Genomic DNA, 20254 nt, shown 5'->3' on the forward strand with positions numbered 1-20254 from the left:
CCCCGTCATCCCGGCCGGAGCGAAGCGGAGAGCCGGGATCCAGGATCTCTGTCCGTCGTGGCCCTGGATCCCGGTTCTGCGCCGCATCGCTTCGCGCTGCAGCGCGCCCGGGATGACAGGCGCCTACCGTCGTCGGCGCGGGCCAAGCCTATGCCACTCAGTATTGTGGAGAGCGGGTCTGAAGACCCGCGCTCCGGGTGCGGTCAGCCGACGGCTGCCGCGGCTTCGCGGGCGCGGTCGGCGCGCTTGCGGTCGTTGGGGTCGAGGAAGACCTTGCGCAGGCGGATCGACTTCGGCGTCACCTCGACGAGCTCGTCGTCCTGGATGTAGGCCAGCGCCTTTTCCAGCGTCATGCGGATCGGCGGGGTCAGGCGCACCGCCTCGTCCTTGCCGGCGGCGCGGATGTTGGTGAGCTTCTTGCCCTTGAGCACATTGACCTCGAGGTCGTTGTCGCGGGTGTGCTCGCCCACGATCATGCCCTGGTACACTTTCCAGCCGGGCTCGATCATCATCGGGCCGCGATCCTCGAGGTTCCACATGGCATAGGCCACGGCCTCGCCGGACTCGTTGGCGATCAGCACGCCGTTGCGCCGGCCCGCCACCTCGCCCCGGAAGGCGGCGTAGCCGTGGAACAGCCGGTTCATGATGGCCGTGCCGCGCGTATCGGTGAGGAGCTCGCCGAGATAGCCGATCAGGCCGCGGGTCGGAGCGTGGAAGACGAGGCGCAGGCGGTCGCCGCCCGAAGGCCGCATCTCCACCATCTCGGCGCGGCGCTCGGCCATCTTCTGCACGACGACGCCGGAATGCTCCTCGTCCACGTCGATGACGACTTCCTCGATCGGCTCGAGGATCTGGCCGGAGGCCTCGTCGCGCGAGAACACGACCTTGGGTCGCGAGACGGCGAGCTCGAAGCCCTCACGGCGCATCTGCTCGATGAGGATGGCGAGCTGAAGCTCGCCGCGCCCGGCGACTTCCATCGAGTCCTTGTCGGCCGACTCGGTGACGCGCAGCGCGATGTTGCCCTCCGCCTCCTTGAGCAGGCGGTCGCGGATGACGCGGCTCGTCACCTTGTCGCCCTCGGTGCCGGCCAGCGGCGAGTCGTTGACGCGGAACTGCATGGTGACGGTCGGCGGGTCGATCGGATGGGCCGGCAGCGGCTCCGCGACGAGCGGGTCGCAGAAGGTGTCGGCCACGGTGCCCTTGACCATGCCGGCGATGGCGATGATGTCGCCCGCCTCAGCCTCGTCGACCGGGATGCGCTCGAGGCCGCGGAAGCCCAGGACCTTGGAGATGCGGCCCTGCTCGACGAGGTTGCCCTCGGCGTCCAGCACCTTGAAGGCCTGGTTCGGCTTCACCGTACCCGACGTGATGCGTCCGGTGACGATGCGGCCGAGATAGGGGTTCGCCTCCAGGATCGTGCCGAGCAGGCGGAACGGGCCCTCCTCGACGACGGGCGGGTGCACGTGCTTCAGCACGAGGTCGAACAGCGGCGCCAGGTCGTCCTTCGCCCCGTCCGGGCTCTCGGACATCCAGCCCTGCTTGGCCGAGCCGTAGAGAATGGGAAAGTCGAGCTGCTCGTCGGTGGCGTCCAGCGCGGCGAAAAGGTCAAAAACTTCGTTGATCACCTCGGTGGCGCGCTGCTCGGGCTTGTCGATCTTGTTGATCGCCACGATGGGGCGAAGCCCCAGCTTCAGCGCCTTGCCGACCACGAACTTGGTCTGCGGCATCGGCCCCTCGGCCGCGTCGACCAGCACGATCACGCCGTCCACCATGTTGAGGATGCGCTCCACCTCGCCGCCGAAGTCGGCGTGGCCGGGCGTGTCCACGATGTTGATGCGGGTGTCCTTCCAGGTCACCGCCGTGCACTTGGCGAGGATGGTGATGCCGCGTTCGCGCTCCAGGTCGTTGGAGTCCATCGCGCGCTCGGCCACCTTCTGGTTTTCGCGGAAGGTACCGGACTGGGCCAGCAGCTTGTCGACGAGTGTCGTCTTGCCATGGTCGACGTGTGCGATGATCGCGATGTTTCGCAGCTTCATGTGGATGTCTCTTCGAACGACGAAACCCGGCCCCGCAGGGGGCGGGCCGGTTCGCTGCGGTGCAATATCATTGCTGCACGCGCGGGGCAATGACGCAGTTCCGCCGATGTTGCATGGTGCGACCTTGGCGGGGGTCGTGCGTTGCCACGCCTGCCCCGCTTGCCAGACGAAAGGATGCCGATGTTCACGCTTGAGATCGCCGGAAAGCCGGTCGCCGTCACGGATGCGGACGGCGAGGGCGCGCGCGAACTGTTCGAGGCCGACGAGTTCCGGGAAGACCTGCTCTCCCTCGAGAGCGATGGCCGCCCCATCTGGGACGGCGTCGCCGCTTTCCATATCCGCCCCGCCAACGACGAGGAAATGGACGCGCTGGAGCAGTCCCTCGACGAGGCCGATACGGAGCGCACGGACGACGAGGACGATGACGACGACGAGGAGGGCATCAACGTGCTGTTCCTCGTTCCCGTCGATGTCGAGAGGACCGGGCTCCCGAACTAGCGGTCGTTTCCGGCTGCGGGCGGCCTCCGGGTCGGCGGTTCGACGGATTGCAGGGCCCTGCTTGCGCTGCCATGAGTTGCAGCGGCCGGGCGGCCCGCCCAGGCTGGCCGGACATCACCGGCCCAGGGTAGGGGGATGCCGGCCATGGAACTCCACGCCAAGTACGAGCGGCTGCTAGCGGCCGCCCAGGCCCTGCCCCCGATCACCGTCGCAGTCGCTCATCCCTGCGACGAAGCCTCGATCGGCGCCACGATGGAAGCCGCCGGCCTGGGCCTGATCGTCCCGGTCCTCGTCGGGCCGCGGGCCAGGATCGAGGCGGCCGCAGCCAAGGCCGGCGTTTCGCTCTCCGGCGTACGGATCGTCGAGGCCGCGCACAGCCATGAGGCTGCCGACCTCGCGGTCGGGCTGGTCCGCTCGGCCGAGGTCGAGGCCCTGATGAAAGGCAGCCTGCACACGGACGAGCTGATGGGTGCGGTGGTGAAGAAGGAGAACGGCCTGCGCACCGGGCGCCGCGTCAGCCACTGCTTCGTCATGGACGTACCGAACCATCCGGAGCCGCTGATCATCACCGACGCGGCCGTCAACATCGCGCCGAGCCTGGAGGCCAAGGTCGACATCGTGCAGAACGCGATCGACCTCGCCGACGCCCTCGGCATCCAGGAGGTGCGGGTGGCCATCCTCTCCGCCATGGAGACGGTCAACTCGGCCGTGCCGTCCACCATCGAGGCGGCCGCCCTGTGCAAGATGGCCGAGCGCGGCCAGATCACGGGAGCGCTGCTCGACGGGCCGCTGGCGCTGGACAACGCCATCGACCTCGGCGCGGCGAAGATCAAGAACATCACGTCCAGGGTGGCGGGCCGCGCCAACGTACTCGTCGTGCCGGACCTGGAGGCCGGCAACATGCTGGCCAAGAGCCTCACTTTCCTCGCCGGCGCCGATGCCGCGGGCATCGTTCTGGGGGCGCGCGTGCCGGTGATCCTCACCAGCCGGGCGGATTCGCAGCTGACCCGCCGCGCCTCCTGCGCCGTCGCGTGCCTCGTCGCGGCACGGGCGAAGCAGAGGGCCGCCGTCAAGGCGGTGTAGTCCGGACGGCGCATCCCGTCGTCACCACGCGGCGGAACCCTCCCCCGTTCACGGGGGAGGGCAGGGAGGGGGGAGGAACCTCGGCCGCCAGGGAACAAGGCAAAAAGCCCCCTCTGTCGGCTTCGCCGACATTTCCCCCGCGAGCGGGAGAGAGTTGACGGGCAGCTCAGTGCCTGAGTTTTGCTTCGATCACCCCAGCAGGCGCGCCGCCAGCGCCCTGGCGAGAAGGGCCGGGCGCACCTGCTCCAGCGGCTTGATGTAGGCCCCGACATAGAAGTGACGGATCATCTTGGCCCGCGTGGCGATGCTGTCGTCGAAGCGCAGCGAGAAGCCGTCGGACAGGATGCGCACGACCGTCGCCTCGATCTCGTTCGGCCCGAAGCGCCAGCGGCAGGTCGAACCCACCGGGCCGGGCGCGGTTCCCGTCACGCTCGCGCCGCCGATCGAGATGTCCTTCAGCGTGAACGGCCGTTCGCCGTCCGGCACCAGGCAGACGACGCGGTCGGCTGTCCGGAAGCGCTCGGCCAGCCGCCGGCGGGGTTTCTCGATGCAGACGATGCAGGTCACGATGAGGAGCATGGCGTTGTACCAGCTCCAGAACAGCGCCATCGCGGCGTATTTCGGCTGCTGGTACTGGAACTCGACCAGGAAGCCCCAGGCGATGGCGATGAAGGTGAAGGCGAGGAGCGCCAGGTAGGTTGACAGCATCGACCACTGCACGAAGCCGCGGCTGCGATCGCCGCCCTTGGCCGTCACCTTGAACTTGTGCCCCTTCGGCTTCAGCGTGCCGACCACGACGGCTTTCAGCACCGTCGGCGCGGCGATGAGCTGGCACACTTCCGACATCACCACCATCCAGCGCCCGGCGGCGATCCAGGTGAGGGTGGCCGAGTTCCAGACGAAGTAGGGCAGGAAGTGGGACGACATGTCCCACACATTCGCGTGCACGGCGACGATGCCGAAGAGCAGGAAGGAGGAGGGCACGATGAAGGCGAAGGGCTTGACCGCGTAGACGGCCGACCAGTTGACAAAGGTCAGGACGAGCATGGCGCGGTCGGCCAGCCCCAGCGTCGTATGACGCGAGAACGGGCCGCTTCGTCCGCGGAAAATCTGCATGAAACCGAGGCACCAGCGCCCGCGCTGGGTGATGTATTCCTTCAGCCCCTCCGGAGCGAGGCCGAAGGTCAGCGGCTCGTTCAGGTAGACGGTGCGCAACCCCGCCTCCTTCATGCGCAGGGTGACGAGGTAGTCCTCGGTCACGCTGTCCGTCGGGAAGCCACCGATGCCCATCAGCGCGTCGTAACGGATCACCGAGGAAGTGCCGCAGCAGAAAGCCTGGTTCCAGCCGTCGAGGGACGGCATCACCACGTCGAAGAAGTAGCGCTGCTCGTCGGGCCACACCGCCGCGGCGGAAAGGTTCAGCTGGATCGGGTCGGGATTGACGAAGTGCTGCGGGGTCTGCACCACCGCCACGTCCTCGTCCATCAGCGACAGGGCCCGCTTCAGAAAGTGCGGCGTCGGCACGAAGTCGGCGTCGAGGATGGAGACGAAGCCCGGCTGGTCCGGGAGCTGGGCGAGGTGACGCAGCGCATTGTTGATGTTGCCTGCCTTGGCGTGGGCATTGTCAGAGCGCGTGAGGTAGCCGCAGTCGAGGCGGCGGCAGAGATCCTCCAGCCAGGGGCGGCGGCCGTCGTCGAGCACCCAGACCCGCAGGGCGGGGTAGTCCTGCCCGAGCGCGCCGACGATGGTGCGCTCGAGGATCGCCTCTTCCTCGTTATACGTGCAGATCAGGACGTCGACCCTGGGCCATGCCGTCTCCGGGGCGCGCGAGGCGAGCCGCCTGTCGACGTCCGGTGTCCGGTTGGTGCGGCGCACGAGCAGGAACACCGAGATCATGCCGGCCAGCACGGCCGTGGCCTCGATGCACAGGAACACCACGCCGAGCGGGTAGGAGACGTCGAGCGCCTGGCTGGGCAATGTCTCCGTGACGCGCCAGAACAGGTAGCGCGCCGACAGCACCATCGAGACACCGATGGCAAAGGCGCGCGCCCACCACGAGCGCGGATCGAGCTGCGACAGGATGACAATCACGCAGCCCAGTGTGACGAGGCCCGGCCAGCCGATGTCGACGAAGGTGGAAAAAGACGACACGCGCGGCCCCTCGCCCGCCGCTCAGAGCGGCTTGTCGAAGAGCACGCGCCCGGTGCGGCCGACGCCGCATCCCGTGTCGCGCCCAAGCCCGGGCACGGCCACCGTCACCCGGTATGGCTCCTTAGCCAGCGCGGAGGGCCCGATGGCCAGATTGCCCGGCGGTCCTGCGATGCCGGTGAGGTTGACCACCGTGCCGTCGAACGACTCGGTGGAATTGGACGGCTGGAAGCGCGCGGCCTGGCCGAGCGACAGTGAATTGAAGACGCTCTCGGTCACCGTCGCGGTGACGAGGGCATTGCCGCAGTCGAGCACGCGCAGCAGGTCCTGGCCGCGGCCGACCTCCTCGCCGGGGGCGGCGAGCACTTCCCAGACACGCCCGGTGGGCAGCGGCACCTCGACGGAGGAGCGGGCGGCGTAGCGCTCGGCCTCGCTCTCCACCTCGGTCCGCAGTCTTTTCTCGCGCAGGTCGAGCGCGGCACGCTCGTCCTCCAGCGCGGCGAGCTTCTCGGCCACCTCCTCGGCGCGCTGCGCCGATTGCGGGCGGTCATTGTAGCTGTCGCCGATGAAGACGCCGCGTCGCGCGGCATCGAGCTCGACGCGCAGGCCGTCGCGGCGGCGCTCGCCGGCCGACTTGAGGGCGAGCGAGACATCGCGGTCGCGGCGGGCGCGCTCGAGCTCGGCGAGGCTGGTGGACCCGGTCTTGGACAGCGTCTGCCCGCGGGCGAGGGTGGCATCGGCCTCGCGCACCTGCGCCTCGGAGCCGGCAATGCTGCTGTCGAGCTCGGCGATCCGCGCTTCAAGCTGGCGGATGCGGCCCTGGCGGAACTCCTCGACCTGGGCCTGCAGGCGGGCGAGTTCGCCGCGCATGCGCTCGATGCGGCGCTCGAGCCCGGGCCGGTCGTCGTCGGCGCGGGCGAGTTCACGCGCGAGATCGTCCAGGCGGGCCCTGTCGACGCGCGGGTTCTCGATGCGGATGACGGTGCGCCCCGGCTCGGCCGCGGCGAGGGACGCCAGGGGCTGGCCGGTGATCTCCAGCCGGCCCTCGATGGGCGCGCGGACGGTGACGAGGCGGGCATTGACCACAGCCTCGACGCTGGAGGGCTGCAGCAGCCGCATCAGCGGGACGAAGCCGAAGGTGGCGACGAGGATGAGCCCGAGCAGCACCTTCACGGCACGCCCGAGCCAAGGCGACCGGCGCGCGGCGGCAGGTGCGACGGCAGGCGCAGCGGCTGGAGCAGCCTCTGCGGGAACCTGGACCGGCGGGACCTCGGCGGGGGCCGGCTCGGGCGCCGCAGGCTGCGTGGCGGGATCGAAGCGGCTCTTCAGCAGGTTCTGGAGGCGCACCGCGCCCTGTTCGGCCGGCGAAAGCGCTGGATCCGGACTGGCGGAGTCGGTTTCGGGGACGACAGGCTGCGCTGCCGTCCTCATCCTGCCGGTTTTCCTGCGTTCGGCTCTCGCGCTCATCCAGCCAACATCCCGCGTGTTCCGGTGCCACTTGGGCACAAGGAGGGAAATGAGTGGATAACGTGACGGACTGAATCATTGGTTAGGTTAGAGACAAATCAACTCCACACCTGACCTACGTGAATCTACGCATTGCGGTTGTGAGGCCTTGGCGCGGGGTCGCCTGAGCCCGCAAATGCATATTGCTCAGCACGGGCGAGCCATTGCGAGGAGGGTGTGACCGCCTTCACAGCGCCGGCGGGCGGACTGCTGCAGGGTGTGGTCATCGGACGCGTTTCCCCTCCTCCCGCCTCGCCGGCCCGGCTACCCCGGGCCGGCTTTTTCTTGGCGCGAGGGCGTGGGCTCCAGCGGAAAGCCGGCCCACCCTGTTGACGAAGCCCCCTCGGCACGGGGCAAGTGGGGCACCGACATGTCCGTGCGACAGATCCGGAGACACGCCCCATCCGCACCGCAGGCACCTGGGCCATCTGCCTGTTCGTCCTCCTGGCGGCGACGGTCGCCGGCTATGCCTATCTCAACCAGGAAGACGCGATTGCCGTGGTCCTGCTCGGCGCCGCGCTGGTCGGCGTCGGCACGCTCTTCATCACCGACAGGATTTGATCGCGCCGCGCCTTGTGCCGCCGGGCGATATCCTGTATCCACCGCGCCCTTGCGTCAGTCACCGGGAGGTCCAAGCATGAAGCAGTTCTGCGCCGACACCCTCCCGGGCTTCCCGGGCTAGTCGTCCCGGCCTTCGGTCCCCGTCCCCGACCGCACCAGCAACGCCAGTTTTCATCTGCCGCGCCCACCGCGGGCACGCGCCTTTTCAGGGAGCCGGTTTCCGCCGACGCGGGCCGGTCCACCGCCATGTCGTCGACCGTCAAGACCGGCGCGCGCGAACCCTTTCGCCGCGTCTTCGCCTTCGTTTTCGGCCTGTGGGGCCGCCAGCGCGCACGCGTGACGTGGATCGCGGCGCTGGCGCTCGTCGCCACGCTGGCCGACGTGTTGATGCCCCTCTTCGCCGGCCGCCTCGTGGACGCGGTGTCGTCGGCAGGGGGAGACCGCGATGCCGCGCTCGCCTCGGCCCTCCAGGCGCTCGGTGCCATGGCCATGCTCGGCCTCGCCGGCGTCGGCTTCCGCTTCGCCTTCTTCAACGGGATCGTGAAGCTGACGCTGGCGATGATGGCCGCCATCGCCGGCGAGACTTTCGCACGCGTGCAGCGCTTCTCGACCGACTGGCACGCCAACAGCTTCGCCGGGTCCACCGTCCGCAAGATCACGCGCGGCATGTGGGCGCTCGACCAGCTCAACGACATCATGGTCATCGCCGTGCTGCCGTCGCTCGTCGTGCTGGCGGGCTCGACGGCGCTGCTGGCGTGGCACTGGCCCGTGATGGGCCTCCTGGTGGGCGCCGGCTCGCTGGCCTTCGTGACGATGACGGTGCTGCTCTCGACGCGCTGGGTGGCGCCTGCCGCGCGGCTCTCCAACGTATGGGACACGCGCATCGGGGCGGCGCTCGCCGACGCGATCAGCTGCAATGCCGTCGTCAAGGCCTTCGGCGCCGAGGCGCGCGAGGATACGCGGTTCGGCGGGGTGGTGGACAAGTGGCGCCGGCGCACCCGCCGCACCTGGACGCGCGGCAACGTCAATGGTGGGCTGCAGGGCCTCTGCCTCGCGCTCCTGCAGACGGGCGTGCTGGCCGTCGCGGTATGGCTGTGGTGGCGGGGCCGGGCGAGCGCAGGCGATGTCGCCTATGTGCTCACCGCCTACGCCGTCGTGCAGGGCTATCTGCGCGATGTCGGCCTGCATGTGCGCATGTTGCAGCGCTCCGTCAACGACATGGAGGAGCTCGTCGCCTTCCATGCCGAGCCGATGGGCGTGGCCGACAGGCCTGACGCCGATCCGATCAAGGTCGGGGCCGGAGAAGTGCGCTTCGACGAGGTCGTGTTCCACTATGGCGGGCACGCGACGCCGCTCTATGACGGCCTTTCCGTCACCATCGGTGCGGGGGAGCGCGTCGGCCTCGTCGGGCACTCCGGCTCGGGCAAGACAACCTTCGTCAAGCTGGTCCAGCGCCTCTACGACGTCACGGGCGGGCGCATCCTGATCGACGGGCAGGACATCGCGGCCGCGACGCAACAGTCGTTGCGCTCGCAGATCGCGCTGGTGCCGCAGGAGCCGATCCTGTTCCACCGCACGCTGGCCGAGAACATCGCCTATGCGCGGCCTTCGGCGAGCCAGGCCGACATCGAGAAAGCCGCACGCCTCGCCAATGCGCACGGCTTCATCGAGCGCCTTCCGCGCGGCTACGCCACGCTGGTCGGCGAGCGCGGCGTCAAGCTCTCCGGGGGCGAGAGGCAGCGCGTGGCGTTGGCGAGGGCGTTCCTGGCCGACGCGCCCATCCTGATCCTGGACGAGGCCACGTCGAGCCTCGATTCGGAGTCGGAAGCGGCGGTGCAGGAGGCGATGGAGCGGCTGATGAAGGGGCGCACCTCCATCATCATCGCGCATCGCCTGTCGACGGTCAGGGCCGTGGACCGGATCCTGGTCTTCGACCGCGGCCGCATCGTCGAGGAGGGCTCGCACGGCGTGCTGATCCACCGCGAGAACGGGCTCTATCGCCGCCTGTTCGAGCGCCAGGCCCTCGGCATCGCCGCCTGAGCGGGCTGCCGCGGGGGATACAAGGCGAGGACGTGGCCCCGCCGGCCACGTCCTCGCTGCAGCCGGAGGCAGAGTGTCGGCCTGCTACGCCATCCACCGCAGGGACATGCAGGAGAGCCCTGCGTCGATCCTGGCGATCTCGGTCGTCGAAAGCGGCGTCACGGCGTAGCCCCGGCTCGCCAGGAGATCCGCCGTGCGGGGCCACCTGGCAGAGACGAGCAGGAGGTCGTTGACGCGCAACGCGTTGGCGGCGGGCTCCTCGCCCTCCGGCACGGTGACGACGTCGTAGCCGGCAAACACGCCGGATGCGGCGAGGCGGGCGGTGGAGAGCACCGTCCCGTCGTCGAGCGGCGCGCAGTCGGACTTGAAGTGCAGCACCCCCGGCGGGGTGCGGACGACTTCGCCCCGGCGGCCGAGCTCTCCCAGGGCGCCGATGAGCGCATGCGCGCCGGCCTCGTCCGTGCGGTCGGACAGGCCGATCAGGACGCGGTCCCCCATGACGAGCACGTCGCCGCCGTCCGCGAATCCCTCCTCGAGACGGATCAGGCGTGGAAAGCGCTTCTCCAGAACGGGCGCGAGGTGCTCGGCTTCGCCGAGGCGCGACGCCGCCCCCGGCCGCAGCAGGATCGCGCCCTTGCCGAAGACGAGCGCCGGGTCCTCGACGAAGAGCGCGTCGGGAAATCCGTCGAGCGGGTCGAGCACCTCGACCGCCACGCCGGCGGCCTGCAGCGCGTCGACATAGGCCTCGTGCTCGGCGACGACGCCACGGAAGTCGGGCGCGCCGGTGTCGACGGCACGCAGGCCATCCACCACGCTGGCCGATGGACGGCGCACGATCGCATTGCTGAAACGGGTGACGGGGACGCGTCCGGTCATGGCAGGCTCCGCTGGAAGGCGGCGGACTGTAGGGATTCGGACGGGTGGCGCAAGGCCGCCGGGAGCGCGGATCTCCAGCTCCGCAGGAACGGCCGGGGGCGTCGGCGGCGCCTTGTCCGGGGAACATGACGCGGGCCGCATCTCCGCCCTACACTGCCGCGCGAGGAGCCATCATGGACGCCAGAGCCGCCATCGCCCCCTTCGCCGGCGACATCGTCGCGATCCGGCACGACCTGCACGCCCACCCCGAGATCGGGCTCGAGGAGAAGCGGACCTCCGCCCTCGTCGCGAGCCTGCTGGCCGCTTGGGGCTGGCAAGTCGAGACCGGGCTCGGCGGCACCGGCGTGGTGGGAACCCTGTCGCGCGGCACGGGGCGGCGCAGCATCGGGCTCAGGGCCGACATGGACGCGCTGCCGATACCCGAGGAGACGGGGCTGCCCTATGCCAGCCGCATCCCCGGCGTGATGCATGCCTGCGGGCATGACGGGCACACCGCCATGCTGCTCGCCGCCGCCCGCGCGCTCGCCTCCTCCAGGACATTCGACGGCACCGTCCATCTCATCTTCCAGCCCGCCGAGGAGAACCACGGCGGTGGCCGGCTGATGATGGAGGACGGCCTGTTCAGCCGTTTCCCCTGCGATGCCGTCTTCGGGCTGCACGTCATGCCCGGCATGGCTGAGAACACATTCGCCACCCGCCCCGGCCCGTTCATGGCCAGCGTCGAGGAGGCGCGGATCACCGTACGCGGCACGGGAGGACACGGGGCGCTGCCGCACCTGACGGCCGATCCCGTGGTGGCCGCGTCGAGCCTCGTCCTGGCGCTGCAGACGGTGGTGTCGCGCAATATCGATCCGCTCGAAGCGGGGATCGTCACCGTCGGCGCGTTCCGGGCCGGGACGGTCTGCAACGTCATCCCGGAACGGGCAGAGCTTCTGGCCGGGCTTCGCGCCTTCTCGCCGCAGGTGTGCGAGACCATCCGTGCGCGCGTCTCGGCGCTGGCCCACGCCCAGGCGGAGAGCTTCGGCTGCAGCGCGGACGTCGTCTTCTCGGATTTCTACCCGGTGCTGGTCAACCATCCCGCGATGACGGACGTCGCGCTCTCCGCCGCCGCCGCGCTGCTCGGGCCGGAGGCCGTCGGCGTGGCGGAGCGCCCCTACCCCTTCGGCGAGGACTTCGCCTTCATGCTGCAGGAGGTGCCGGGCTGCTACGGCGTGCTCGGCCAGGGGTCCGGCCGTCACGCGCTCCACCATCCCCGCTTCGACTTCAACGACGCCACGCTGGTGACGGGCGGCGCCTATTGGGTGACGCTCGCGGAGCGGTTCCTCGCCGTGGCCTGAGGCAGTATCGACCGCAGATGCGGCAGAGGAGAACGGAATGGCGCGGGGCATGACGGGTGACGGGGCGGGCCCGGCCAATGCGGCACGGCCGCTCGGCGACTATCTCGTCGGGCTCCTGGAGGCGAACGGCGTCGAGGTCGTGTTCGGCATTCCCGGCGTACACACGCTGGAGCTCTATCGCGGCCTGTCCGGCCGGAACATTCGCCATGTCCTCACGCGGCACGAGCAGGGCGCGGCGTTCGCAGCGGATGGTTATGCCCGGATGTCGGGCCGGCCCGGAGTCTGCTTTTTGATTTCGGGTCCGGGCGTCGGCAATGCGATGACCGCGATCGGCCAGGCCTATTCGGACTCCGTGCCGCTGCTCGTCATCTCCGCGGTGGCGGCCAGCGACACGCTCGGCAAGGGGTCGGGCGTGCTGCACGAGGTGACGGACCAGCGCGCCATGACCGCCCCGGTGACGGCCTTCAGCGCCACGGCCTTCACGGCGGAAGACTTCGAGGACCATTTGCGGCGGGCCTTCGCGCTCTTCGCCTCCGGCCGCAGGCGGCCCGTGCACATCGAGGTGCCGATCGACGTTCTGGCGGGGCAGTCCGACCGCGTGGCGGCTCCCTTCGCGGGCCCCGCCGGCCGGCCGCTCGCGCCGAAGGCGGCGATCGACGCGGCGGCGGCAATGCTGCGGGATGCGCAGCGACCTCTCGTGATCCTCGGAGGCGGCGCCGTGGAGGCAGGCCGTGCCGCACTGCGCATCGCCGGCACGACGGGTGCGTACATCGCCACGACCGTCGCGGCGAAGGGCGCGGTTCCCGACGATCATCCCGCCCATCTCGGCGCGACGCTGCAATGGCCCGCCATGCAGGCGCTGGCCGGCGAGGCCGACGTCGTGCTCGCCGCCGGTACTGAGCTTGCGGAAACCGACTTCTACGTTCCCACGCTGACACTCAGCGGGCGGCTGATCCGCATCGACATCGATCCCGGGCGCCTCGCCGACCGCTACCGGGCGGAGCTGCCGATCCTCGGCGATGCGGCGGACGCGCTGGCGCGCATCGCCGCCGCCCTCGGAAAGAACCAGGGCCGCGAACCGTGGAAGGGCCCGTCCGGCCCGCTGCGCGAGGGTTCCGCGCAAGGCGTGCTCGCGACGGAGCGGGGCCGCCGCCAGGCTGCCGCGCTGGCCGCCATTCGCCGGGCCTTGCCCGAGGACGGCGCGCTCTACACCGACATGACGCAGATCGCTTACTCGGGGAACGCGCTCTTCCCGGTGCCGGCCCCGCGCTGCTGGTTCCACCCCTCCGGCTACGGCACCCTGGGCTACGCGCTGCCCGCCGCCATCGGCGGCAAGATCGCGGCACCTCAGCGTCCGGTCGCGGCGCTCTTGGGCGACTACGGCTTCCAGTTCACCCTGCCCGAGCTTGCGACCGCGGCCCAGGAGGGGCTTTCGCTTCCGGTGCTGGTGTGGAACAACGACCGCCTCGCGCAGATCAGCGACGACATGGTGGCCTCGGGAATTCCGGAAATCGGCGTGTCGCAGACCAACCCGGACTTCCTGCTCCTGGCGCAGGCCTACGGCCTCTCGGCCGTGCGGCCCAACGGCACGCAGGCACTCGAGGCGGCGCTGCGCGACGCGCTGGCACGCCCGGGACCGACGCTGATCGACATCCGCGAGGACCGCATGCCGGCCTGACGCCGCGCCCGACACCAATACGGACCCGAAACGATGCCCCCGCCATTCTCGCCCCTCACCCGCCAGGTCGCCGGCCGCGGCTCCGACGCCTGGCTGATCCACGGCAAGGCGCTGCGCGCGCGGGAGGTGGGCGGCGACGTCATCGTGCTCAGCGTCGGCGATCCCGACTTCGACACGCCAGCCTTCATCACCGATGCAGCCGTCGAGGCGCTGCGCGGCGGCGACAGCCACTACACGACGATGCAGGGCCGGCTGAAGCTGCGCCAGGCGGTTGCCGACAGGCACGCGAGGCGCACCGGCGAAGAAGCGGTGGCCGAAAACGTCATGATCACGTCGGGAGCGCAGAACGCGCTCTATTTCACCGCGGCCTGCCTGGTCGGCCCGGGTGACCACGTGGTCGTCCTCGAGCCCGCCTATGTCACCTATCACGCCACGTTCGCGGCGGCGGGTGCGGAGGTGTCCTATGTCGAGATGCCGCGCGCCAGCGGCTTCCGGCTTGACGCGGCGGCACTGGAAGCGGCGATCCGGCCGCAGACGAAGGCGATCCTCTTCGCCAACCCCAACAACCCCACCGGCGTGATGCTGAGCGAGAGCGAGATCGCCGCCATCGCCGCCATCGCGGAGCGGCACGACCTCTGGATCGTCGCCGACGAAGTCTATGGCGACCTCGTCTTCGAGGGCTCCTTCGTGCCCATGGCGTCCGCGCCGGCGGCGCGGGGGCGGACGGTCAGCATCAGCAGCCTGTCGAAGTCGCATGCCATGACGGGCTGGCGCCTGGGCTGGCTCACCGGCCCGCGGCAGCTGATCGAACACGGCGAGCGCCTCAACACGGCGATGCTGTACGGCCTGCCAGGCTTCATCCAGGAAGGCGCCTACGCCGCCCTGACGCTCGGGGAGGAGGTGCCGGAGGAAATGGCCGGCATCTACCGCCAGCGCCGGGACGTGGTGCTGGAAGGGCTGCGCGGCGCCAACGGCCTATCCTGCATGCGCCCGCAGGCCGGCATGTTCATGATGGTGGACGTCTCCGGCACCGGCCTCGACGGCCAGGCCTTCATGGAAGGGCTCTACGAGCACACCGGCGTCTCGGTTCTCGCCGGAGGTGCCTTCGGGCTGCCGGCAAAGGACTGCGTGCGGGTGTCCTTCGCCGCCTCCGAGGCGCAGCTCGCCGATGGCTGCCGGCGCATCCGCGCCTTCGTGGCGGGCCTTCCCGGCTCCTCCGGCTGACATGGTCACGATCCTCGCCGACGGGATCGCCTATGGCGCGCTGCTCTTCCTGCTGGCGCTCGGGCTCTCCGTCACGATGGGGGTCATGAACGTCGTCAACCTCGCCCATGGCGTCTTTGCCATGGCGGGCGGCTATGTCGCCGCGCTGGCCATGGAGCGCTGGGGCGTGCCGTTCCTCGCCACCCTGCCGCTCGCCTTCCTCGGCGCGGCCCTGCTCGGCGCCGTGCTGGAACGCGTGCTCTACGTGCGGCTCTATCACCGCAGCCATCTCGACCAGGTGCTGGCGACGGTCGGGCTCGTCTTCGTCGCCTCGACGATCGCCGACGTGGCGCTGGGCGCACAGACCCGGCAGATCACCTTGCCAGACTGGCTGCGCGGCCGCATCGCGGTGCCCGGCGGCGACATCGGTGCCTACCGGCTGTTCGTCGCGGCCGTGTGCCTCGCCCTCGCCGGGCTGCTTCAGTACGGCCTGTCGCGCACCCGCCTCGGCGCCAGGCTCAGGGCATCCGTGGACAATCCGGCGGTCGCGCACGCCATGGGCATTCCGGTCGGCAGCATCTTCGCCGGCGCCTTCGCGCTGGGGTCCGGCCTGGCCGGGCTGGGCGGTGCGCTGGGTGCCGACATGATCGGCGTCGACCCGTCCTTCCCGGTGCGGATGATGGTCTACTTCCTGATCGTCGTGGCCGTCGGCGGCTCCAGCAGCATCGCTGGCCCGCTTGCCGCGGCGATGATCCTCGGCATCGCGGACGTGGCCGGGAAATACTGGCTGCCGGCCTACGGCCCCTTCGTGCTCTACGCCGTGATGGTGGGACTTCTGGTGGTGCGCCCGCGCGGGCTCGGCGCCGCCGCGGTGACGCGATGAGGCGTGGCGCGAGTCTGGCGACGCTCGGCTGGGCCGCCGGCTTCGGCGCAGCGGCCCTGGCGGCAGCCTTCTTGCCGGGGCTGCGCCTGCTCATCGCGGAGACAGCCATCGCCGCGCTCTTCGCCGTCTCGCTCGGACTGGTGCTCGCGGTGGCGGGCATCGTCTCGCTCGGCCATGCCGCCTTCTTCGGCATCGGCGCCTATGCCGCGGGGCTCACCGCCCTGCACCTGACGCCCGATCCGCTCGCCGGCCTTGCCGTCGCGGCCGGCTGCGCGGCGATGGCGGGCGCCGTTTCTGCCCTGCCGCTGGTGCGCGGCAACGACCTGACGCGCCTCGTCCTCACCCTGGCCGTCGCCATGCTCCTGCTGGAAGGCGCCAACCGCTTCGCCGGCATCACCGGGGGTTCCGACGGGCTGCAGGGCATCGCCATTGGTCCGGTGCTCGGCGCCTTCGACTTCGACCTCGGCGGGCGCACCGCCGCGTTCTACTGCCTTGCCGTTCTCGCCATCCTCTTTCTCGCGGCACGCCGGCTCGTCGCCTCGCCCTTCGGCCTGTCCCTGCGGGCGATCCGGGACGAGCCGGTCCGGGCGCGGGCGCTCGGCGTGCCGGTCGGGCGGCGCATCGTCGGCGTCTACACCATCGCTGCGGGGATGGCCGGGGTGGCGGGCGCGCTCAACGCCCAGTCCGCGCAGTTCGTCTCGCTCGACGTGCTGGAGTTCCACCGTTCCGCCGAGGCGCTGCTCGCCGTCGCGGTCGGAGCGGCGGCCGGCCTCGGCGGCGCGCTGGCGGGCGCCGTGCTGCTGGAGGTGGCGCAGGAGCGCTTCTCGTCCCTGACGCCGCAATACTGGCAGTTCTGGCTCGGGCTGCTGCTGATCGCGGTCGTTTTCCTGCCGCGCCCCGCATGGCCGCGGGGAGGCGCCGCCGAGAGGGACGAAGTGCCGTGAGCGCCCCGGTGCTGGAGACGCGCGGAGTGACCCGCCGGTTCGGCGGGCTTTCGGCGGTGGACGGGGTGAGCCTCTCCTTCGCGCCCGGCGAGCGCTGCGCCCTGGTGGGACCGAACGGGGCGGGCAAGACGACCTATGTCGACCTCCTCACCGGAGTGCAGCGGCCCGATGCGGGGCGCGTCCTCCTCGCCGGGCGGGACGTGACGGCGAGGCCCGCGCATGACCGGGCCCGCTCGGGGCTTTCCCGCACTTTCCAGGTCACGCGGCTGTTTCCGCGCCTGACGCCACGCGAATCGGTCTCGCTGGCCCTCTGCGAACGGAGCGGGACGGGCTGGCGGCCCTGGCGCGATGCGATCGCGGCGGCGGGACCGGCGACGACGGGCCGCCTGCTGCGTGCCTGCGGCCTCGAGCGCTGGGCAGACGAACCGGCGGGACACCTGCCCTATGGCCGTGCGCGGATGCTGGAGATTGCCCTGGCGCTGGCCCAGGAGCCGCGGGTGATGATCCTCGACGAGCCTGCGGCGGGCGTGCCGGACGCAGAGCGCCGGGACATCCTCGACCTGCTGGCCGCCCTCCCCGCCGAGACCTGCGTCATTCTAGTCGAGCACGACATGGACCTCGTCTTCAGCTTCGCGCGCCGCATCGTGGTGCTGGCCGCCGGCGCCGTTCTCGCGGACGGGCCGCCCGCCGCCATCGCGGCGGATCCTGCCGTGCAGCGTGCCTATCTCGGCCCGCCCTCGTGACGGCGGTCCTGCGTGTCAGCGGCCTCGTCGCAGGCTACGGGCCGGCCCGCGTGCTGCACGGGGTCGACCTCGTGGTGCCCGAAGGCGGCTCGCTGGCTCTGCTCGGCCGAAACGGCGCGGGCAAGACGACGCTGCTGCGGGCGCTGATGGGCCTCGCCGACAGGGCGGCGGGCACCATCGTGACGGGAGGGCGCGACGTGACGCGCCTCGGCCCGGAGGCGCGCTGCGCCGCGGGACTCGCCTGGGTGCCGCAGGAGCGCGCCGTCTTTCCCTCGCTCTCGGTCGAGGAAAACCTCACCGCCGTCGCGCGGCCGGGACCCTGGCCGCCGGCGCGGGCGCTGGCCCTTTTTCCGCGCCTGGCCGAGCGCCGGCGCCAGGCGGCCGGGCTGCTCTCGGGGGGAGAACAGCAGATGCTCGCCATCGCCCGGGCTCTCGTCCTCGCTCCAAAGGTGCTGCTGCTGGACGAGCCGCTGGAGGGGCTCGCCCCGACGGTCGCGGCGGAACTGGCCGGGATCCTCGCGGCACTCCGGCAGGCGGAGGGCCTGGCGACCGTGTTGGTGGAGCAGAAGGCGGCAGTGGCCCTGGGCCTCGCGGCGGAGGCCGCAATCCTGGAGCGCGGGCGCATCGTGCACCGTGCCGCCAGCACCGCCCTCCTGGCCGACCCGGAAACGCTGCGGGCCCGTCTCGGAGTGGGCGGCGACGGCTCGGCTTGAGCCTGACGGCGCTTTACCGCACACTCCAGCCCGCCGCACAGGCCGGGAGGCACGACGATGATCGCCAGGACTGGATCCGCGCTTGCCCTGTCAGCCTTTTTCGCGCTGGCGGCCCTGCAGTACGCAGCCGCCCAGGAGGCGGTGGGCACCGTTGATTCGGTTCAGGGCCCTGCAGACGCTGTTCGCGCCGACGTCCCGACGCCGCTGGCGGAGGGATCCGACGTTCTGCTGGACGACACGCTGAGGACGGGAGCGCAGGGACGCCTCGCCGCCACGCTCGCCGACAAGACGGCGATCTCGCTGGGCGAGAACGCCGAGATGACCATCGACAGCTTCGTCTATGGCGGCAAGGACAAGGGCAAGGGAGGCGCGGTGCTGCAGGCGGTGCAGGGCGCCTTCCTGGTCGTCGGCGGCGCGGTCGAGAAGCGGAAGGCGGGGCTGAAGGTGAAGACACCGGTCGCCACCATCTCGCTGCGCGGCACGACGGTGTGGGGCGGCCGCATCGACAACGCCTTTGGCGTGTTCGTCGCCGAAGGCCTCGTCACGGTGACGACGCGGCGAGGCCGCGTGACGCTCCGGCCGGGCGAAGGCACTTCGATCTCGGAGGATCTCCGTCCCCAACCGCCGAAGCGCTGGCCGCAGGAAAAGGTCGACAGGGCCCTGCGGGAGGTGCGGCCCTAGGCTGGCGCCCCCGCCCTCTCGTGTGTCCTCACCGCGTCGAGCACGGCCTCGGCGAGGGAGATGAAGTGGCAGCGCTCGGCTTCCGAGAAATCCTCGTGCAGGCGAAACGGCCGCGGCGGCAACGCAGGAGCGCCCTGCGCGAAGGCTTCGGGCAGGCGATTCGCCAGCAGCGTGGCGGTATGGTGGACGATCAACTCTGGATGGTGTGAACGGGACGACATGACGCACCGGTTGAGTGTGTTGCGGGTGTATGGCGGTCCGCGCTGGGGGTTGGCCCGGCCGATGACGGGGCTGATATCACGGTCGTCTCTCCCAAATATGTGGCCTGAAACGTTAATCGAGTTAAACGAAGGTTAATCGGCCAACCCTGTGAACAAGCGCTTCCGGTACGTCCCAGAGACTGGCGGCTCCTTCCGGAAACGATTAGTTAACGATTATTCTTTAAGTCTCTTATTGAATTGACAGGGTGGCGTAGGCGTAGGGCTCGGCCGGAGAAGCGGTCACCCGGTCGGACTGATCCCTTGTCGGGCGAGGGGCCGAATGGCCCGAACGGACGGTGCCGCGGGACGCGGCGCCGGGCCATGCCGGGGGCTAACGGTGATGGGCGTGGGGTCGAAGGCGGAGCCGGGCGGACAGACCGGCCCGGTATGGGACAAGGGATTCGAGCTAGCGCCGGACGAGGCGGGCTACGTGGAAAAGATTCGAGGGCGGATATTGGCCAGTCGCAAATCGCGAGATCCCGGCGCCAGCGCCGTGAAGGGTGACACCCTTCCCGAGGCGTCCGGCGGAGCCGAGCAGAAGCTGGAGGGCCTTCAGGGCCTCGGGCAGCTGCCGCTCGACTCGCTGCGGAAGCTGCGCGCCGACATCGTCGACCAGCTGCTCGACGAAAGCGCCGAGTACCGGGCCCTCGTCGCACTCGACCAGGCGATCGAACTGCTGCAGGGCATCTCGGAAGGCCGCTCGGGCGACGCGCTGCGCCGGGGCATCCGCAGGGCCGGGCCCGGCGGGCGCCGCCGCATCAGCCATACCGGGGCCGCCGCGCAGGTGATTGCGGAGATGGGCCAGCCGGTTCCGATCTCGCAGTTGCTCGACCTCGTTGCCGCCCGCGGCGCCATTGTCGGTGGCCAGCGCCCGGCCTCGACGCTGGCCTCCTCGCTCTCTCAGGACCCGCGGTTCTCCTCCATCGTATGGCGCGGCCAGCGCAGCTGGTGGCTGACCGACCAGCCGGCGCCGGAAGAGAGCGACGACTGACAACTTCCAAAGCCCCACCAGACAAAAGGCCCCGTCCGCAAGGCGGGGCCTTTGCTTTTTCCCGCACTCGATG

At 70.5% G+C, this 20254-nt stretch carries 18 protein-coding genes; 13 read left to right on the forward strand and 5 right to left on the reverse strand.

The window, feature by feature from the left end; genetic code table 11:
- Positions 1 to 203 precede the first annotated feature (203 nt).
- Positions 204 to 2036: a translational GTPase TypA gene (typA, locus tag AC5JCN_RS17955; RefSeq protein ID WP_495756452.1), complete on the reverse strand. Its 1833-nt coding sequence runs from the start codon at positions 2034 to 2036 to the stop codon at positions 204 to 206.
- A 180-nt stretch (positions 2037 to 2216) separates the two neighbouring features.
- Between typA and AC5JCN_RS17960 the strand changes: the two genes are divergently transcribed.
- Together AC5JCN_RS17960 and AC5JCN_RS17965 are read left to right on the forward strand one after the other, a co-directional pair.
- Positions 2217 to 2534 carry a hypothetical protein gene (locus AC5JCN_RS17960; protein ID WP_495756453.1) on the forward strand — a complete coding sequence of 106 codons (318 nt, stop codon included), beginning with the start codon at positions 2217 to 2219 and terminating at the stop codon, positions 2532 to 2534.
- A gap of 144 nt (positions 2535 to 2678) precedes the next feature.
- Entirely contained in the window at positions 2679 to 3617 is a 939-nt protein-coding gene (locus AC5JCN_RS17965) for a phosphate acetyltransferase (RefSeq protein WP_495756454.1), read from the forward strand.
- Positions 3618 to 3806: 189 nt separating this feature from the next.
- On the opposite strand, the gene AC5JCN_RS17970 is transcribed toward AC5JCN_RS17965, so the two are convergent.
- On the reverse strand, positions 3807 to 5768 hold the full coding sequence (locus tag AC5JCN_RS17970; RefSeq protein ID WP_495756455.1) for a glycosyltransferase: 1962 nt from the start codon (positions 5766 to 5768) through the stop codon (positions 3807 to 3809).
- A gap of 21 nt (positions 5769 to 5789) precedes the next feature.
- Positions 5790 to 7196 carry an HlyD family secretion protein gene (locus AC5JCN_RS17975; protein WP_495756456.1) on the reverse strand — a complete coding sequence of 469 codons (1407 nt, stop codon included), beginning with the start codon at positions 7194 to 7196 and terminating at the stop codon, positions 5790 to 5792.
- A 432-nt stretch (positions 7197 to 7628) separates the two neighbouring features.
- On the opposite strand from AC5JCN_RS17975, the gene AC5JCN_RS17980 reads away from it, so the two are divergent.
- Both AC5JCN_RS17980 and AC5JCN_RS17985 read left to right on the forward strand, forming a co-directional pair.
- Positions 7629 to 7832 (forward strand): hypothetical protein, encoded by a 204-nt coding sequence (locus tag AC5JCN_RS17980; protein ID WP_495756457.1) that lies wholly within the window; start codon positions 7629 to 7631, stop codon positions 7830 to 7832.
- A 246-nt stretch (positions 7833 to 8078) separates the two neighbouring features.
- Positions 8079 to 9872 (forward strand): ABC transporter ATP-binding protein, encoded by a 1794-nt coding sequence (locus AC5JCN_RS17985; protein WP_495756458.1) that lies wholly within the window; start codon positions 8079 to 8081, stop codon positions 9870 to 9872.
- Between the two features lie 84 nt (positions 9873 to 9956).
- On the opposite strand, the gene AC5JCN_RS17990 is transcribed toward AC5JCN_RS17985, so the two are convergent.
- Positions 9957 to 10748 carry a dimethylarginine dimethylaminohydrolase family protein gene (locus AC5JCN_RS17990; protein ID WP_495756459.1) on the reverse strand — a complete coding sequence of 264 codons (792 nt, stop codon included), beginning with the start codon at positions 10746 to 10748 and terminating at the stop codon, positions 9957 to 9959.
- A gap of 173 nt (positions 10749 to 10921) precedes the next feature.
- Here AC5JCN_RS17990 and AC5JCN_RS17995 point away from each other — a divergent pair, with 173 nt between their 5' ends.
- Genes AC5JCN_RS17995 through AC5JCN_RS18030 form a run of 8 tightly spaced genes read left to right on the forward strand, consistent with a single transcriptional unit; the run spans position 10922 to position 18930 of the window.
- Positions 10922 to 12085 (forward strand): amidohydrolase, encoded by a 1164-nt coding sequence (locus AC5JCN_RS17995; RefSeq protein WP_495756460.1) that lies wholly within the window; start codon positions 10922 to 10924, stop codon positions 12083 to 12085.
- Positions 12086 to 12122: 37 nt separating this feature from the next.
- Positions 12123 to 13763: a 5-guanidino-2-oxopentanoate decarboxylase gene (locus tag AC5JCN_RS18000; RefSeq protein WP_495756461.1), complete on the forward strand. Its 1641-nt coding sequence runs from the start codon at positions 12123 to 12125 to the stop codon at positions 13761 to 13763.
- A 33-nt stretch (positions 13764 to 13796) separates the two neighbouring features.
- Entirely contained in the window at positions 13797 to 14987 is a 1191-nt protein-coding gene (locus tag AC5JCN_RS18005) for a pyridoxal phosphate-dependent aminotransferase (RefSeq protein ID WP_495756462.1), read from the forward strand.
- Position 14988: 1 nt separating this feature from the next.
- Positions 14989 to 15849 carry a branched-chain amino acid ABC transporter permease gene (locus AC5JCN_RS18010; protein WP_495756463.1) on the forward strand — a complete coding sequence of 287 codons (861 nt, stop codon included), beginning with the start codon at positions 14989 to 14991 and terminating at the stop codon, positions 15847 to 15849.
- On the forward strand, positions 15846 to 16793 hold the full coding sequence (locus AC5JCN_RS18015) for a branched-chain amino acid ABC transporter permease (protein ID WP_495756464.1): 948 nt from the start codon (positions 15846 to 15848) through the stop codon (positions 16791 to 16793). Before AC5JCN_RS18010 ends, AC5JCN_RS18015 begins: the two co-directional genes overlap by 4 nt.
- Positions 16790 to 17536 (forward strand): ABC transporter ATP-binding protein, encoded by a 747-nt coding sequence (locus tag AC5JCN_RS18020; protein ID WP_495756465.1) that lies wholly within the window; start codon positions 16790 to 16792, stop codon positions 17534 to 17536. Before AC5JCN_RS18015 ends, AC5JCN_RS18020 begins: the two co-directional genes overlap by 4 nt.
- Positions 17533 to 18249, forward strand: a complete 717-nt coding sequence (locus AC5JCN_RS18025; protein ID WP_495756466.1) for an ABC transporter ATP-binding protein — start codon at positions 17533 to 17535, stop codon at positions 18247 to 18249. Before AC5JCN_RS18020 ends, AC5JCN_RS18025 begins: the two co-directional genes overlap by 4 nt.
- A gap of 57 nt (positions 18250 to 18306) precedes the next feature.
- Positions 18307 to 18930, forward strand: coding sequence for a FecR family protein (locus AC5JCN_RS18030; protein WP_495756467.1), 624 nt, complete (start codon positions 18307 to 18309; stop codon positions 18928 to 18930).
- Here AC5JCN_RS18030 and AC5JCN_RS18035 read toward each other — a convergent pair.
- The gene (locus tag AC5JCN_RS18035) at positions 18927 to 19151 is read right to left on the reverse strand and encodes a hypothetical protein (protein WP_495756468.1); all 225 of its coding nucleotides are present in this window, start codon (positions 19149 to 19151) and stop codon (positions 18927 to 18929) included. The genes AC5JCN_RS18030 and AC5JCN_RS18035 overlap by 4 nt on opposite strands.
- Before the next feature lie 319 nt (positions 19152 to 19470).
- Here AC5JCN_RS18035 and AC5JCN_RS18040 point away from each other — a divergent pair, with 319 nt between their 5' ends.
- Positions 19471 to 20181 (forward strand): hypothetical protein, encoded by a 711-nt coding sequence (locus AC5JCN_RS18040; protein ID WP_495756469.1) that lies wholly within the window; start codon positions 19471 to 19473, stop codon positions 20179 to 20181.
- Positions 20182 to 20254: the final 73 nt, after the last annotated feature.

Source organism: Alsobacter sp., assembly GCF_059501845.1.